We start from the raw sequence: 14,527 nt of genomic DNA on the forward strand, positions 1-14,527 counted from the left end.
AAGGAAACACAGCCATGAAATTTCCCAGCTTATTACAACAGGTCCGCAGCGCATATGCAGTAGGTACCGCGATTGAAAACGGAAAAGCACCGTCAAAAACACATCTGAAAAATTTGGGTATTGAAAAATCCTATAGTGAAACGTTCAAGCGTTAAGAGTTGAACGATCCGTTGGTATTTTGTGGATCTGTTAATGATTGTGATGATTAAACGGATCATGGGCAGGGCATTGGGGCAATGTTTTACTGCAGGCATTAATGGTGCGGCAGCACGAATAATCATGGCTGTAATTTATACGTTAATATTATAGTCCTTAAAAGCTGATTCAAATTTTCTGGAAGCTGTGAACAAGCATTGATGCTATTTCCTGCAATCTGTTCTTGGAAAGATGATGGCGTGCTGCGCCGGATAATCCGATCATGGCGGTTTGGTAGGTATCTGCCACCTTGGATGGATATTGAACCTTTAACTCACTCAATTTTACCACTAATTGGGCGCGAAATTCGTCGCGAATTTTCTGTGTGATTTCCAGCGCTTCCTGATCAGATGCATTACGGGTGCCATCCAGTACGAGGCAGCCTCGTCCTCCATCCGGCGACGTGTAGCTTTCAACCGCAGCGCTAAATAGAAGTTCAGTAAATTCTTCCAGATTATTTGCCTGAAAAGCCGGCTCAAACAGGGGCGCACAGCGATCCTGATATAGTTGTACAGTCCGGGCAAATAGATCAGCTTTTGATCCAAATGCTGCATATAAACTAGGTGCGCCTACACCAATATTCGAGGTGAGCTTTGACAGGCCAGTCGCTTCGTAACCATCGTCCCAAAACAGCTTAAGTGCGATGTTTGTCGCTTTCTCTTTATCGAATCCCCGAGGGCGTCCACGCTTCTTTTTTGTATCGGTCACTAAATAATCCTTGAGTTTCGTTTTTATTTCTGTAATGATCACTATATATTAAAATTGGAGATTATCAATGTTCTATAAAATCATATCAACAACAGCACTAATCGCATCCCTTAGTGTCGGGTCTATCGCAATTGCACGGAACGCACAGACAACCAGCGCAATTGACCCGAGCGCACCAATCTTAACAATGATCAATGTTTTAACACCAAAGAACGGAGATCAGGACGCTCTTGTTGCCCAGCTTGAATTAGCGCTACAATCCACTTTAATAAACGAACCTGGGTTCATATCCGGCAACGTCCATAAGTCTCTTGATTCCAAACATGTGGTAAATTATGCGCAATGGGAGGACCAAAAGTCACTTGAGGCATTTGTTGCCAAACTTCAGTCAGGAAATGCTCCTGACATGGCGCAGGTGTTTACAATGGCCACACCAGACTTCCATCCCTACAAAATAATGTCCGTTCACCAGTCCAAAAACTAAGGAACGGTTTGATGTTGACACTTTACGGATTAAATACACCAAACGTTTATAAGGTTACAATTGGTTTGGAAGAGATGGGCTTTGATTACGAGTTGAAGACTGTCGACGTGCGCTCGGGCAAACAGTTTGAACCCAATATTATTGCAATGAATCCAAATGCTAAAATTCCGATTTTACATGATCATGACAATGGTATTACCATCTCTGAATCAAATGCAATTTTACTCTATCTGGCAAAGAAGAGGGGAGGTTTCTTCCCTGAAGATGATCACGGGTATGCAAAGGCTATCGAGCTTTTGTTTTTCCAAGCAGCTTCTGTTGGGCCATTATTTGGGCAACGTGCACACTTTGCATTTCATTCGGGAGGTTTTGACAACACCTATGCACTTGCGCGCTACACTAAAGAGGGTGAGCGTCTATATGGTGTATTAGAAGAATATTTGAGCCGATCTGGTATATGGTTCTTGGATGAATATTCCATTGTGGACATGGCCGTCTATGGTTGGATGCACACAGCAATACATATGGGTTTCGGTGTTGAAAAACATCCGAACCTAGAGGCGTGGTGCAAACAGATGGCCGAACGACCCAATGTGATCAAAGCTGTTTCAATACCAGCAGTTTTACCCAACTTTCCGGAACCAAAACGACCTAGAGAAGCGACCGAAGCTTAAGGTTTAGCATCAGACGAATTAGTTAGAGAACCCTCTGAGGTTTGACGCATAGCCGATATTACGCATAATCAAGCGAGGCGACTGCAAGACAGATCGCCTCGCAAATGTTTTAAGTATCTCCATCGATCATACTCTTATGAGATTTGAATGATTTGTTGAGAGAGCCTTGTAATTTACCCAAAAGGTGCCTCATATAATGTTACTTCCAACATCGTCTATAATTTTAATCGCGTTCGCTCATAACATATATTCTCATTTAACAATCCCATATACTCAAGACAAAAAAGTCAAAATGTGAGACATCTCTAATTTGCCAAAGTGAGACACCAATAGAACGTACCCTGCTACAAACTTAAGTCGCATAAGATATATTATGGAACTTTTACATTGCCTTCAAAGTGGCTGACTATAGGTTTGAGGCCTGAACGCGTTTTGGGGTTTGTCCGTATTTCTGTTTGAATTTTGATATGAAGTGAGATGTATTATCATACCCAACTTCTAATGCTATTTCAGTGACTTGCATCTGTGTCTTCAACAATAGGTTATGCGCCTCCGCGAGCCGTTTGTCGATGAGCCATTGACTGGGTGCAATATTAAACTGACGTTTGAACTCTCTGTTAAATGTTGAGACTGAGCGACCGGATAAACGAGCATAATCCTGTACTTTGAGATTATGTGTGAAATGCCGACGCATGATATGCTGGATATTTCGACGACCACTTTCGGCATTATTTTCACTCAGAAAAGATTCGAAGTAACCTGTGTTGTCAGCCAGTTTAACTAAGTGCAGCAACTCCATTAATTTGATATCCAGAAGATCAGCTGATCCGCTGGAATTGTTATAGATTTTCAATAGCGAATGCATAAATTCAGATAGATTTTCATTTGCTGATATTTTGTAACTATTGGCCTTGGCTTCAGTTTGGCAGTCAGAAGAACTTATCCGTCTCTTGAATTTGGAAATTATATCTTGATCAAAGAAGAATAAAAATGCCTCCAATTGACCAGACCTATTGTAGAAGTTTGATACCATGTGAACATCTCGAGAAAATAAGACCATCTCATTGGCATTTACTACTATTTCTGTACCGTTGGGGGTTATAAAAGTCTCCTGCCCCTGAAGGACAAAACACAAACAAGGCAGATTAACGTGAAACTCGACATCCAAAGCTTCCGAATTGATAAGCTTATGATATATAGCGCTTTTTCCATATTTCATAACAGCCTTAGCGTCTGCAAAATCGCCCAAACCTTCCGGGATGATAAGACAGCTGTTGTCAAAATCATCAAAAGTCGCAAGTAATTTCGGCATATGTTTTTACTTTCATGAGCAATCGCAAGTTTGTGCGCGATTTCCGGCATTTTTGATCTATCGCAGATATCTCAATTCTTTTCTATCTCCTAAAAAGTCGCAACTCAAGAAAAGGAGAAAGATATGAATGTTTGGGTTACATTAGAATTGACTGTTCGAGACGGTGCATATGCCGATTTGAAACCGTTTTTGGAAGAAAAACTACCCGCAGTGCGCGGTTTCGACGGTGCTTTGTCTGTTTCCATTCTATTCGAGGAAACTAGCAATAAATTGTTGCTTCTCGAGGAATGGAAATCACAAGAGCACCATCAGGCCTATATAGCTGCAATCTCTGAAAATGGTGTCATGAAAGAGCTGCTTTCTTACATGATGGGCCCGCCGGATGTTCAGTATTATCATAGAGTTATGATATAAAGGCTTGTCGATATGGAAATTACCAGACGCGAAACACTAACTGCGGCTGCCATTTTATTTGCTGTCAGCAGCTTGCCTGTCAAAAGTAAAATCTTTGATTCAGAAAAAATTGTAACTTCGGTAACAAAGATGAAATTATCGGGTTCCAACTCACAATTTTCAGAGATAACCAATCGGCGTAAAATGCCCGGATTTTTATCCCAGAAAATTGTCAAGAACGATAATTTTATTGTTTTGATTGAAGAATGGAAAAATAGCGAACCATCCAATTCTCAGTCTTATCAAAGACAATTAATTTAAATCCTTTATCTGGCATTCGTTGCGGCGGATGCCAGATAATCTATCTGAATCATTCGGTACGTGGTTTATTTATCGATGGCAAAGCTGCCACAAGCAAATCATGAAAACCATCTGTTGATTTGTCGGATATATCAAATAGATCACGTCGCATGCGGGGCTCCCAGAACTTATTGATATGTTCAGCTACGTCTTTTGACGCGGTTGTCTGATCCTGTGATGAGAAGAAGGTCGCGATCTGGTTGCCCATTCGGATCAGTTTCTTATTTAGCTTGTCTTTATGCTCGTCATGCGACATCTGAATTACTCTCTGATTGGGCTTTGGCTAATTGAACACCAGCCAACTGTACACGATTTGGATGTGTGTAAATTTCAAAACTATCGACACGGGCAAGGGCGATCAGAGTTAGACCCGCCTGCTCTGCTGTACGTATCGCGAGCGCTGTTGGGGTTGATACGGCGATCAATATCGGTGTGCCTGAAATTGCGATTTTCTGAATAAGATCAACTGATACGCGTGATGTAAGCACAATTGCGCCTTTGCTCGTGTCTCTGTTTTCTCGTGCCAGTGCGCCAAGAAGTTTATCAAGTGCGTTATGTCGACCTACATCCTCTCGAATGAGTTCTAGATCACCTGATGATGATAAGAAACCTGCGGCGTGTACTGCGCCAGTTTCCGCACGAATTTCCTGCTTGTTATCAAGTTGTTCAACAGCACGACTGACAATTTCATGTGACAATTGAAATTTGTTTTCGCTAAGTTCTGGTAACTCACGCAAGATATCTTCGATGGACTCTATTCCACATAGACCGCACCCTACAGGGCCTGCCATAGCGCGGCGTGCGGCGGTAAAATTAGATTGCAATTCTTTGGTAAGCTCCATTTGAACATCAATACCTTCGCCGACATCCAGTACATCCATGTTCACGATGTCAGTTGGCATTCTAATGATCTGTTCTGACAGGCTAAATCCTATTGCAAAATCTTCTATATCAGCGGGTGTTGCCATCATCACGGCATGCGTTGTGCCGCCATAGGTAAATGCTACCGGCACTTCCTCCGGCACAGTCCGTGAAGCAGCTTCTAAGGAACCATTTTTTGAGATGGTACGAGAAACATGCGCATATGTTTTACGTCGCGTCACGCTTGCTACTCCGCAGGCTCAATAACTGGCATTTTGATACGTCGAGATTGATCAGCTTGCTCATTATATTCAATTTGCCATTCGGATGGTCCATTTGATGGGCTAACTTGCACCGCTGTGACTTTATATTCCGGGCAGTTTGTTGCCCAGTCCGAGAAGTCAGTCGTAATCACATTAGCTTGCGTATCTGGATGGTGGAATGTTGTATAGACAACGCCAGTTGCCACACGTTCGGTTAAAGTCGCCCGTAATGTTGTTTCGCCAGAGCGGGATGCAAGACGAACAAAATCACCTTCATTGATACCACGTTGTTCGGCATCATGCGGGTGAATTTCGAGCAGATCTTCTTCATGCCAGCGTGAGTTTTCTGTCCGACGCGTCTGTGCACCGACATTATATTGGCTTAGAATACGACCCGTTGTCAGAAGAAGCGGGAATCTTGGTCCAGATTTCTCATCTGTCGCCACATATTCAGTACGGATGAAACGCCCCTTCCCTCGCACAAATCCATCCATGTGCATAATTGGTGTGCCTTCCGGCGCATTTTCGTTACATGGCCACTGAACGGAGCCTTTGTCTTCGAGAAGATCATAATTCACATTGGCAAAACTTGGCGTTGTTGCAGCAATTTCATCCATGATTTCGGATGGATGGCTATAATTCCAATCCGCACCCATTACCTGTGCAAGCTTTTGGGTTACTTCCCAGTCGGCAAGGCCATTCTTGGGAGACATGACGCGGCGAACACGGTTGATACGACGTTCGGCATTGGTGAACGTGCCGTCCTTTTCCAAGAATGTGGAGCCCGGTAAGAACACATGAGCGTAGTTTGCGGTTTCATTGAGGAATAGATCGTGCACAACCACACATTCCATTGCTGCCAGACCCGCCTGAACATGTTTAGTATCAGGGTCGGATTGCAATATGTCTTCACCTTGAATGTAAATACCGCGAAAAGAACCCTCAACAGCAGCATCAAGCATATTCGGAATGCGAAGACCTGGCTCATTGTTAAGTTCAACATCCCACATTTTTTCAAAGATGTCGCGCGTGGCATCACCGGAGATATGACGATAACCTGGTAGTTCATGCGGGAATGACCCCATATCACAAGCGCCCTGAACGTTGTTTTGACCGCGAAGCGGGTTCACGCCGACACCTTTGCGGCCGATATTTCCAGTTACCATAGCCAGATTGGCGATCGCCATAACAGTCGTTGAGCCTTGGCTATGTTCAGTTACACCAAGCCCATAATAAATGGCACCATTTCCACCTGTCGCATAAAGACGAGCTGCACCGCGAAGCTCCTCGGCTGGAACGCCAGTGTAGCTTTCAGTTGCTTCTGGGCTATGTTTTTCATCTGAAACAAAACTCGCCCAGTCTTCAAACTCGGACCAGTCACAACGTTCGCGAATAAAAGCTTCATTCGCAAGACCTTCGGTGACGATGACATGTGCAAGCGATGTCATCACAGCCACATTCGTACCTGGACGTAGTGGCAGGTGGTGTGATGCTTCAACATGTGGAGAGCGCACAGTTTCAGTTACACGAGGATCGATGACAATTAATTTAGCCCCTGCCCGCAATCGTTTTTTCAAGCGAGAGGCAAACACTGGATGTGCAGCTGATGGATTTGCGCCAATGATGATTGCAACATCGGTATCTTCGACACTGTCAAAGTCTTGTGTACCAGCAGATGTTCCATAAGCCTGACCAAGGCCATAACCAGTTGGCGAATGGCAAACACGTGCGCATGTATCAACATTGTTATTACCAAAACCAGCGCGGATCAGCTTTTGCACGAGGTATGTTTCCTCATTCGTGCAACGAGATGACGTAATGCCGCCAATAGCGCCTTTGCCATGCTGATACTGAATACGACGAAATTCTGTTGCAACATGTTTGAAAGCCTCATCCCAAGACACTTCACGCCAAGGGTCTGTCACCTTCTCGCGAACCATTGGGTTTAAGATACGATCTTGATGGGTCGCATACCCCCAAGCAAAACGACCTTTTACGCAGGAATGCCCACGGTTCGCTTTGCCGTCTTTATAGGGCACCATACGGACAAGCTCTTCGCCACGCATTTCAGCTTTAAATGAGCACCCTACACCGCAATAGGCGCATGTTGTGATCTTCGAATGCTCTGGTTGGCCAATTTCAATAATCGATTTTTCCTGCAAAGTTGCCGTTGGGCAAGCCTGAACACAGGCACCGCAAGATACACACTCAGATGACATAAAGTCATCGCCTGACATGCCTGGCGATACGCGGCTGTCAAAGCCACGACCTTCTATGGTCAGTGCAAAAGTGCCCTGCACTTCTTCGCATGCGCGTACACAACGTGAGCATACAATGCACTTTGCTGGATCATAGGTAAAATATGGGTTGCTCTCGTCCTTGGCGATATATTTGGGGTTTTCCTCGCCATTCTGGCGCGCAACCACATGATTTTCACCTTCATAACCATAGCGAACATCACGAAGGCCAACTTCGCCTGCCATATCCTGCAATTCGCAATCACCATTGGCCGCACAGGTTAGGCAATCGAGTGGATGATCGGAAATATAAAGCTCCATCACGCCTTTGCGAATTTTCTTAAGAGGCTCGGTCTGCGTTTTAACAACCATACCTTCCTCGACAAGCGTTGTGCACGAAGCTGGCGTGCCGCGACGGCCCTCGATTTCTACCAGACAAAGACGACACGAGCCAAAGGCATCCACCATATCTGTCGCGCAAAGTTTTGGAACTTTAATGCCGGCTTCCTGTGATGCACGCATAACGGATGTGCCTTCCGGCACAGAGACCTCAACACCATCAACCACGATAGAAACCATGTTTTCTGATTTTGATTCAGGCGTTCCGAAATCTAATTCTTTAATCAATGGCATCTCAATTACTCCGCAGCTTCGATGTGCTGTTTAGGGAAGAAATCTTCAGGAAAATGTGTAAGCGCACTCATAACAGGATAAGGCGTGAAGCCACCCAATGCACAGAGCGAACCAAATTTCATGGTGTTACAGAGATCGGTCAATATTTCGATCTGCTCTTTTGCATCATCACCGTTGCGAATGTTATCTGCAACTTCAACACCCCGTGTTGAACCAATTCGGCACGGCGTACATTTACCGCAACTTTCAATGGCGCAAAATTCCATCGCAAAGCGCGCCTGAGCAAGCATATCGACACTATCATCAAAGACAACAATTCCTGCATGACCAATCAAGCCATCTTTGGCGGCAAATGCTTCATAATCAAAAGGCGTATCAAACAAATCGCGTGGGAAATAAGCACCCAAAGGCCCACCGACTTGTACAGCTCGCACAGGACGACCAGTAGCCGTTCCACCGCCGATTTCATCAACAATCTCACCCAGCGTCATGCCAAATGCTGCTTCAAAGAGACCGCCATGCCTCACATTTCCAGCAATTTGGATGGGCATTGTACCACGAGATCGACCCATACCAAAATCAGCATAATACTCGGCGCCTTTGTCCATAATAATTGGAACAGAAGCGAGCGAAATGACATTATTGACCACGGTAGGCTTGCCCATAAAGCCTTTATGAGCAGGGAGAGGAGGTTTAGCGCGAACAATACCGCGTTTACCTTCCAGACTTTCTAGTAATGATGTTTCCTCACCACAAACATAGGCCCCTGCCCCAATGCGTACTTCTATATCGAAGGCGCTATCGGAGCCCATCACAGATGGGCCCAAAATGCCATTACCTTTTGCAATGTCGATGGCTTTGTTCAAAATAATACCAGCATCAGGATATTCAGACCGAAGATAGATATAACCCTTGGTGGCACCTACCGCCAAGCCAGCGATTATCATACCCTCAAGAACAACAAATGGGTCACCCTCCATGATCATACGATCAGCAAAGGTGCCACTATCGCCTTCGTCCGCATTGCAGACAATGTATTTCTGATCTGCTTGAGCGTTAAGGACCGTGTTCCATTTTATCCCAGTTGGAAACCCTGCTCCACCGCGACCACGCAGGCCCGAATCTGTGACCGTTTTGACGATATCTTGGGCCGACTGCGCAAGTGCTGCCGTAAGTCCCTTTAAACCGTTATTAGCCCTATAATCTTCCAAGGATAACGGATCAGTTCGACCACAACGCTCAAACACCAGCCGTGTTTGTTTCTTAAAAAACGGAATTTCTTCAGTTAGGCCAAGTGAAAGTGGATGATCTTGCTTGCCCTCAAGCATGCCTGCATCATAGAGCTGACCAATATCATCAACTGTTACTGGACCGTAGGCCATACGACCTTTAGGTGTTTCAACCTCGATCATAGGTTCAAGCCAGATCATGCCGCGCGAACCTGTGCGAGTAATTGTAACACCCTGATTGGAAATCGCGACCGCGTTGGCGACGTCGTTAGCACCGAGCGCGACGGATGCACTGTCTTGTGAGATGAAGATTTTTTCACTCATGCCGAAACCTCCGCTGCAAGAGATTCGATTTTAGTACTATCAAGTCGCGCAACCAGTTTACCGTCAACCATGGCAGCGGGTGCGCAAGCGCACAGACCCAAGCAGTATGTAGCTTCAACTGTAACATTGCCGTCTTTTGAGGTTTCGCCCCACTTGAGCCCCAAAAGTGATAATAATCTATCAGATAATTCATTTATGCCCATGGATTGGCACGCTTCGGCGCGGCAGATTTTGACAATATGTTTGCCCGCCGGTTCCGTGCGGTAATCGTGATAAAAGCTCACAACGCCGTACACCTCAGCCTTCGATAGATTTAGCTTATCAGCAATAACGGCTAGCGAATCTTTTGGAATATAACCAAACGTCTCTTGTATTCCATTTAAAATGGGCAGCATCGGACCTTCAAGTGATTGTAATTTATTAATAATGTCAGATGTGACTGCTTCAATCTCATCGGTAATAATACCAAGTGACATTTTGCTACCTCCCAAAATCGCAAGCTATCTGGGTATAATCACGCGAAATTATTGCAAAATCAATAAGTGTATCCCGTTGATCGATAGAAGAATTCTATCAAGCTTTGAGATTACGCTGTGCCAAGCGATTTGCCTCATAAAGAAGCGCAGCTACGACAGGCGTATTAGGTTCTCGTTTGGCCGCAACAATCCCAACAATATGTTTGGCATTGGGGTTTTTAATCGGAATACCTTTGATATCGCTACCAAAACTCATTTGTTCAGCCAGATTGAATGGCATAATGCTTGCCCATTTTCCATTCATCACGTGGGAAAATAACACCAACATAGAATCGGATTGAAGCAACGGGGTGATTTTAATGCCAGCAGCATCCAAATATCTATTAATTATCCGGCGGTTTTGCATGTCTGGCGTAAGAAGGCATAAAGGTATTCCTTCCAATTCCCTCCATTCGACGGAGTCACGATCACTCATTGGACCGCCTTCTTTTACAATAAATTGATATTGTTCAGCAAAAATCGGAAGAGAAATGAATTTTCCGCTCAAGGGTTCATCATTTAAATATGTAATACCGGCATCAATTTCGAAATTTTCAAGCTTGGATAAGACTTCAATTGATGTACATGCTGTGATGGTAAACGAAACTGAAGGGTGTTTTTCCAGAATTGGTAGCGTCAGTTCATGGATAGTTGCCGATGCTGTGGGTATGGTTGCAATGCGAATATGACCAGATAATCCGCTTCGCGCATTTTTCATCTCATCGCGCATAGCTCGCGTGTCATTAACGATGCTCTGCGCCCACTCATGTACGCGCTGTCCTTCTTGTGTAAGGCCTTTGAAACGCGAACCACGTTGAACCAGGACCACGCCCAAATGATCTTCCAGCTGACGAATGGCTGATGACAAGGTTGGTTGTGTAACGCCGGAGGCCTCCGCCGCTTTGCCAAAATGCTCATGTTTTACGAGCGCAAGATAGAACTCCAGCTTATCGATCATCTGTGTTTTCCCAACTACTGTCGTATATTCATAATCTGAGATTGAGCAAATAAGCAACCAGCAAGAAATGTTATCTGCGTGGAATAAGATGAAACACTAGTTCTTTCATGTCGTAATCTTCACCATCATCTGCAAGAACATTTACGATAAATATTGAACGGTAGTGCGTTTCCACTTTCGTCTGAGGCACAGAAAATGGTGGCCCGTTTCGAACGGATTGATCATATTCCAATGTTAAAAGAAGTTGTTGGGCATTATTTGTAATCTGGGTGAGGTGCTTGGCGTAGCTGCTGCGAACATCAGCCGGCAATGCAACAAGCGCTGCACGGTCGTAAACAGCATCGACATGCCCAAGCATAGGGGGCGTCAGGTCAAAAATGTCTCCAACGAAAATATCAATATTTTCCGCGGAGTAAAGTTTAAAACTATCAATGTTTGTGATCTTGGGGGTAATACCAAGTTCATCAAATAATTCAATAATTGCTATTTCGCTTAGCTCAGCACCAACAACTTGATATCCGCTTGAGAGCAGCCAAGCGATATCTAATGTTTTGCCGCAAAGCGGGAGAAAAATACGAGCATTGTCGACAAGTTCGAGTGTATCAAAGTGTTCAATCAAAGTCGGATTCGCTTCAGGTTTGTGGAACCTGATATTTCTTGTTTTCCACCTATCATGCCAAAATTCTGCCTTCATGTTTATGCCTTTACTTGCCAGGATATGTTAAGCGCTTTTGGCCCACGGACTGAAAGACCACTCTTATAAATGACCCTTTCGTCAACTAGCTGAATGTTACTGAATCTGTGAAGCAGCGTATCAAATATAATCCTCATGTTTAGTCGCGCTAGATTATTTCCTAAACATAAATGGGCTCCCTGCCCAAATGCCAAGTGCCTGTTTGGTGTTCGTGTAATTATGAACTCATCAGCTTGTTCGAACTGCTCGGGATCCCGATTTGCAGAACCATAAAGCAACCCAAAAGTTGTACCTTTCTTGAAGTGCTGTCCGGCAATTTTTACATCCTCCAAGGCATGGCGATGAAAAAAAGGAAGTGGGGACTCAAAACGGAACATTTCTTGAATGGCCGTGGGCATTAGTTCAGGGTCTTCTTGTAAGGCTCTCATTGATTGAGGGTGTTGAAGCAACGTATGCATACCACTACCAAGTACATCGATGGTGGAGCCGTGACCTGCCATTAAAATTAACATGCAAGTCGAAATAAACTCATCTCTCGTGTAGCGTCCTTCCCGCTCGTCAATAATCATCTTTGATATGAGATCATCTTGCGGTTTGCGCGCGCGTTCAGCCCGTAAATCTTCCAGAAAATGATAAAATTCTTTTGTAGCATTCTCCGCAATTGTTTTCTTTTCATCGCTGCGATCAACATCAAAGAACTGAACGATTTGTTCTGACCAAAGGCGAAGTTGTGAGCAATTTTCCTCAGGTGCACCTAAAAGATGACCGATCACATAGCCGGGGATATGAGCTGCAAAATCATTAATAAATTCGATATCATCCCTTTGTTGAAGTTTATCCAAAAGTCCATCCACAAAGGTCTGCACAACATTTTCCAGATGGGCGATGGGGCGAGCGGTAAACTCTCCAAAAATCTGTTTGCGAAGGCGTCTATGTATGTCGCCATCACTATCAAGTAAGCTAAATTGAACAACACGTTCGTGGTATGGCATATCGTGCCAGTTTGCAGCTCGCTGTCGTTTTTTTGTTTGTTCCACTGTTTCCAAGCCATCAAGCGAGCGCACCATTTCTGGGTTGCGTGCTATCGCTGAAACATCCTCATATCGAGATAAAAGCCACAAATTTTGAGGTTCAAAATAATGCGCTTTACCGCTTTCTCTTAATTCCCGATAGATACGATATGGATTTTCGGAAAATGCATTTGAAAACGGGTCGAAGTGGATTTGTTGCTTACTCAAATTGGCACCATATATATTTAGAGTTTACCAGAAACACTAACAATGAAGGTGATAAGAAGCCATAGTCTAACTCTGATTTAATCTGGGAAATCTGGACATAACGAAGTATGCCATTTCCGATTTTAAAAATCGACGAATTGGTTTTTCACAAGCTTGATGGACGATGTAAGATAGGGTTATTACTAATAAAATGACTAGTGTTACCGCTTGAATCGGATTTAATCTGAGTTCAGCTAATTTTTGCAATACTATATACCCGACTTCTTGATGAATGAGATAGAGTGGATAGGATATCGCACCCAACATCACTGCGAACGAATGCTTAATGGGAATAATTTTGCCAAAAATCCCAATAGCAACGGCACCAATCGATAATATTGCGCAAATGGTAGACACCAGTAAATCAGGTTGATTGCTGAAATTCGGAAGCTGAGCCTGTATGCCAAGGTGTTTGATACCCAGTGATAATGACACTCCCGAAATCACCATGAGCAGAGCGTGGGGCGCTGTCCATCTATTTTGCTTGGCATGCCACATCACAAGGCCACAGACGAAAGCACCTGCATAGTAGGTAATGAATACGAGCTCGATGATTCGGTTTTCCAACAGCATTATATTTGCGAACGATATGCCAAGCCAAATGGAGCAGATTTTCAATAGATGCTTATGAAAAACATCAGACAGTAACAAAATAAATACCCAACCATAGAACACAAATTCAAGCACGAGAGTCCAGTAAACACCATCCACAAAAGGTTGACCAAGAGTTTGAGGAAGGAGAAGCAAGTTTGCGAACCATAATTTAAGATTCAAAATATTTGCGTTATCAAGCAAAGAAATGAGTAAAAAACTTGTCGTCATACAAATCCAAAATGCAGGCATTAGCCTTAAGATACGGTTGGATATAAATCTAAGTGGATGAATATCAGTACTAACATGAGCGATAACAAAGCCGGAAAGAATAAAAAATATAGGAACGCCCAAATACCCGTATTGAAAAAACAGGGCTGCAATTCCCTGGCTAGGTCCATATCCGGTCAAACCCATATAGGGACCGATATGTCCGTAATGTGCAAGCATAACCCAAAATGCCGCCAAAAAGCGGATAATATCAAGATTAGGATAATAGTTGCGGTTTTCAGGCTTCATTTACCTAAATTGCCAAATTTGGTGAGATTTTCAATCAAAATGCTAACTTTAGGTTAACGGCTGAATCCATGCGTGATCAAATTTAGCCCATGTAATCGCGCAAAATTACGAGTCTTTCAAAAACCGCATTTTTTTTGATTTCTTGGCCATGAATTGTCCTAATTTCGCCCTTCCTCAAACACAAAACATCGTCATCTTGTTGTTATTCGCAATGAAGCCAATAACGGTAGCGAATAACTAAAATAAACGACGAACGGTCAAACCTCTAAGAGTTTGGCATGTTTAACAAGGAGAATTAAA

General features: G+C 43.9%; 16 protein-coding genes. 5 read left to right on the plus strand and 11 right to left on the minus strand.

The features are described from left to right. Nucleotides 1-14 precede the first annotated feature (14 nt). On the plus strand, nt 15-155 hold the full coding sequence (locus tag AB2J24_RS10680) for a hypothetical protein (RefSeq protein WP_367385469.1): 141 nt from the start codon (nt 15-17) through the stop codon (nt 153-155). Nucleotides 156-324: 169 nt separating this feature from the next. On the opposite strand, the gene AB2J24_RS10685 is transcribed toward AB2J24_RS10680, so the two are convergent. Further along, a complete protein-coding gene (locus tag AB2J24_RS10685) occupies nt 325-903 on the minus strand; it encodes a TetR/AcrR family transcriptional regulator (protein WP_367385470.1) in 579 nt (192 codons plus the stop codon). A 67-nt stretch (nt 904-970) separates the two neighbouring features. Here AB2J24_RS10685 and AB2J24_RS10690 point away from each other — a divergent pair, with 67 nt between their 5' ends. Together AB2J24_RS10690 and AB2J24_RS10695 are read left to right on the plus strand one after the other, a co-directional pair. Then, a complete protein-coding gene (locus AB2J24_RS10690) occupies nt 971-1,387 on the plus strand; it encodes an antibiotic biosynthesis monooxygenase family protein (protein WP_367385471.1) in 417 nt (138 codons plus the stop codon). A gap of 11 nt (nt 1,388-1,398) precedes the next feature. After that, the gene (locus AB2J24_RS10695) at nt 1,399-2,061 is read left to right on the plus strand and encodes a glutathione S-transferase family protein (RefSeq protein WP_367385472.1); all 663 of its coding nucleotides are present in this window, start codon (nt 1,399-1,401) and stop codon (nt 2,059-2,061) included. Nucleotides 2,062-2,467: 406 nt separating this feature from the next. Here AB2J24_RS10695 and AB2J24_RS10700 read toward each other — a convergent pair whose 3' ends face one another. Further along, nucleotides 2,468-3,373 carry an AraC family transcriptional regulator gene (locus AB2J24_RS10700; RefSeq protein WP_367385473.1) on the minus strand — a complete coding sequence of 302 codons (906 nt, stop codon included), beginning with the start codon at nt 3,371-3,373 and terminating at the stop codon, nt 2,468-2,470. Between the two features lie 123 nt (nt 3,374-3,496). On the opposite strand from AB2J24_RS10700, the gene AB2J24_RS10705 reads away from it, so the two are divergent. Together AB2J24_RS10705 and AB2J24_RS10710 are read left to right on the plus strand one after the other, a co-directional pair. Next, nucleotides 3,497-3,787 carry a putative quinol monooxygenase gene (locus tag AB2J24_RS10705; RefSeq protein ID WP_367385474.1) on the plus strand — a complete coding sequence of 97 codons (291 nt, stop codon included), beginning with the start codon at nt 3,497-3,499 and terminating at the stop codon, nt 3,785-3,787. Nucleotides 3,788-3,799: 12 nt separating this feature from the next. Then, nucleotides 3,800-4,087 (plus strand): hypothetical protein, encoded by a 288-nt coding sequence (locus AB2J24_RS10710; protein WP_367385475.1) that lies wholly within the window; start codon nt 3,800-3,802, stop codon nt 4,085-4,087. 49 nt (nt 4,088-4,136) lie between these two features. On the opposite strand, the gene AB2J24_RS10715 is transcribed toward AB2J24_RS10710, so the two are convergent. The 9 genes from AB2J24_RS10715 to AB2J24_RS10755 form a co-directional block, all read right to left on the minus strand. Further along, nucleotides 4,137-4,382, minus strand: a complete 246-nt coding sequence (locus AB2J24_RS10715; protein WP_162653918.1) for a formate dehydrogenase subunit delta — start codon at nt 4,380-4,382, stop codon at nt 4,137-4,139. Continuing rightward, on the minus strand, nt 4,372-5,229 hold the full coding sequence (gene fdhD, locus AB2J24_RS10720) for a formate dehydrogenase accessory sulfurtransferase FdhD (protein WP_367385476.1): 858 nt from the start codon (nt 5,227-5,229) through the stop codon (nt 4,372-4,374). Before fdhD ends, AB2J24_RS10715 begins: the two co-directional genes overlap by 11 nt. Nucleotides 5,230-5,234: 5 nt before the next feature. Continuing rightward, a complete protein-coding gene (gene fdhF / locus AB2J24_RS10725; protein ID WP_367385477.1) occupies nt 5,235-8,120 on the minus strand; it encodes a formate dehydrogenase subunit alpha in 2,886 nt (961 codons plus the stop codon). 5 nt (nt 8,121-8,125) lie between these two features. Then, nucleotides 8,126-9,673 (minus strand): formate dehydrogenase beta subunit, encoded by a 1,548-nt coding sequence (locus AB2J24_RS10730; RefSeq protein ID WP_367385478.1) that lies wholly within the window; start codon nt 9,671-9,673, stop codon nt 8,126-8,128. Beyond that, complete coding sequence (locus AB2J24_RS10735; RefSeq protein WP_367385479.1) at nt 9,670-10,149, minus strand: formate dehydrogenase subunit gamma; 480 nt, start codon at nt 10,147-10,149, stop codon at nt 9,670-9,672. The genes AB2J24_RS10730 and AB2J24_RS10735 overlap by 4 nt, the downstream gene beginning before the upstream one ends. Nucleotides 10,150-10,246: 97 nt before the next feature. Next, nucleotides 10,247-11,146, minus strand: a complete 900-nt coding sequence (locus AB2J24_RS10740; RefSeq protein ID WP_367385480.1) for a LysR family transcriptional regulator — start codon at nt 11,144-11,146, stop codon at nt 10,247-10,249. 70 nt (nt 11,147-11,216) lie between these two features. Then, nucleotides 11,217-11,840, minus strand: a complete 624-nt coding sequence (gene tmpT, locus AB2J24_RS10745) for a thiopurine S-methyltransferase (RefSeq protein WP_367385481.1) — start codon at nt 11,838-11,840, stop codon at nt 11,217-11,219. A 2-nt stretch (nt 11,841-11,842) separates the two neighbouring features. Then, entirely contained in the window at nt 11,843-13,078 is a 1,236-nt protein-coding gene (locus tag AB2J24_RS10750; protein WP_367385482.1) for a cytochrome P450, read from the minus strand. Nucleotides 13,079-13,144: 66 nt separating this feature from the next. Next, nucleotides 13,145-14,227: an acyltransferase family protein gene (locus AB2J24_RS10755; protein WP_367385483.1), complete on the minus strand. Its 1,083-nt coding sequence runs from the start codon at nt 14,225-14,227 to the stop codon at nt 13,145-13,147. Between the last annotated feature and the right edge of the window lie 300 nt (nt 14,228-14,527).

This window comes from Lentilitoribacter sp. EG35 (assembly GCF_040784015.1).
Taxonomy (GTDB): Bacteria; Pseudomonadota; Alphaproteobacteria; order Rhizobiales; family Rhizobiaceae; genus Lentilitoribacter.

Excerpts from the sequence above, each read along its gene's own strand:
- AB2J24_RS10680 (WP_367385469.1), top strand. The coding sequence starts at position 15 with ATGAAATTTCCCAGCTTATTACAACAGGTCCGCAGCGCATATGCAGTA.
- AB2J24_RS10690 (WP_367385471.1), top strand. The coding sequence starts at position 971 with ATGTTCTATAAAATCATATCAACAACAGCACTAATCGCATCCCTTAGT.
- AB2J24_RS10695 (WP_367385472.1), top strand. The coding sequence starts at position 1,399 with ATGTTGACACTTTACGGATTAAATACACCAAACGTTTATAAGGTTACA.
- AB2J24_RS10700 (WP_367385473.1), bottom strand. The coding sequence starts at position 3,373 with ATGCCGAAATTACTTGCGACTTTTGATGATTTTGACAACAGCTGTCTT.
- AB2J24_RS10705 (WP_367385474.1), top strand. The coding sequence starts at position 3,497 with ATGAATGTTTGGGTTACATTAGAATTGACTGTTCGAGACGGTGCATAT.
- AB2J24_RS10710 (WP_367385475.1), top strand. The coding sequence starts at position 3,800 with ATGGAAATTACCAGACGCGAAACACTAACTGCGGCTGCCATTTTATTT.
- AB2J24_RS10715 (WP_162653918.1), bottom strand. The coding sequence starts at position 4,382 with ATGTCGCATGACGAGCATAAAGACAAGCTAAATAAGAAACTGATCCGA.
- fdhF (WP_367385477.1), bottom strand. The coding sequence starts at position 8,120 with ATGCCATTGATTAAAGAATTAGATTTCGGAACGCCTGAATCAAAATCA.
- AB2J24_RS10730 (WP_367385478.1), bottom strand. The coding sequence starts at position 9,673 with ATGAGTGAAAAAATCTTCATCTCACAAGACAGTGCATCCGTCGCGCTC.
- AB2J24_RS10735 (WP_367385479.1), bottom strand. The coding sequence starts at position 10,149 with ATGTCACTTGGTATTATTACCGATGAGATTGAAGCAGTCACATCTGAC.
- AB2J24_RS10740 (WP_367385480.1), bottom strand. The coding sequence starts at position 11,146 with ATGATCGATAAGCTGGAGTTCTATCTTGCGCTCGTAAAACATGAGCAT.
- tmpT (WP_367385481.1), bottom strand. The coding sequence starts at position 11,840 with ATGAAGGCAGAATTTTGGCATGATAGGTGGAAAACAAGAAATATCAGG.
- AB2J24_RS10755 (WP_367385483.1), bottom strand. The coding sequence starts at position 14,227 with ATGAAGCCTGAAAACCGCAACTATTATCCTAATCTTGATATTATCCGC.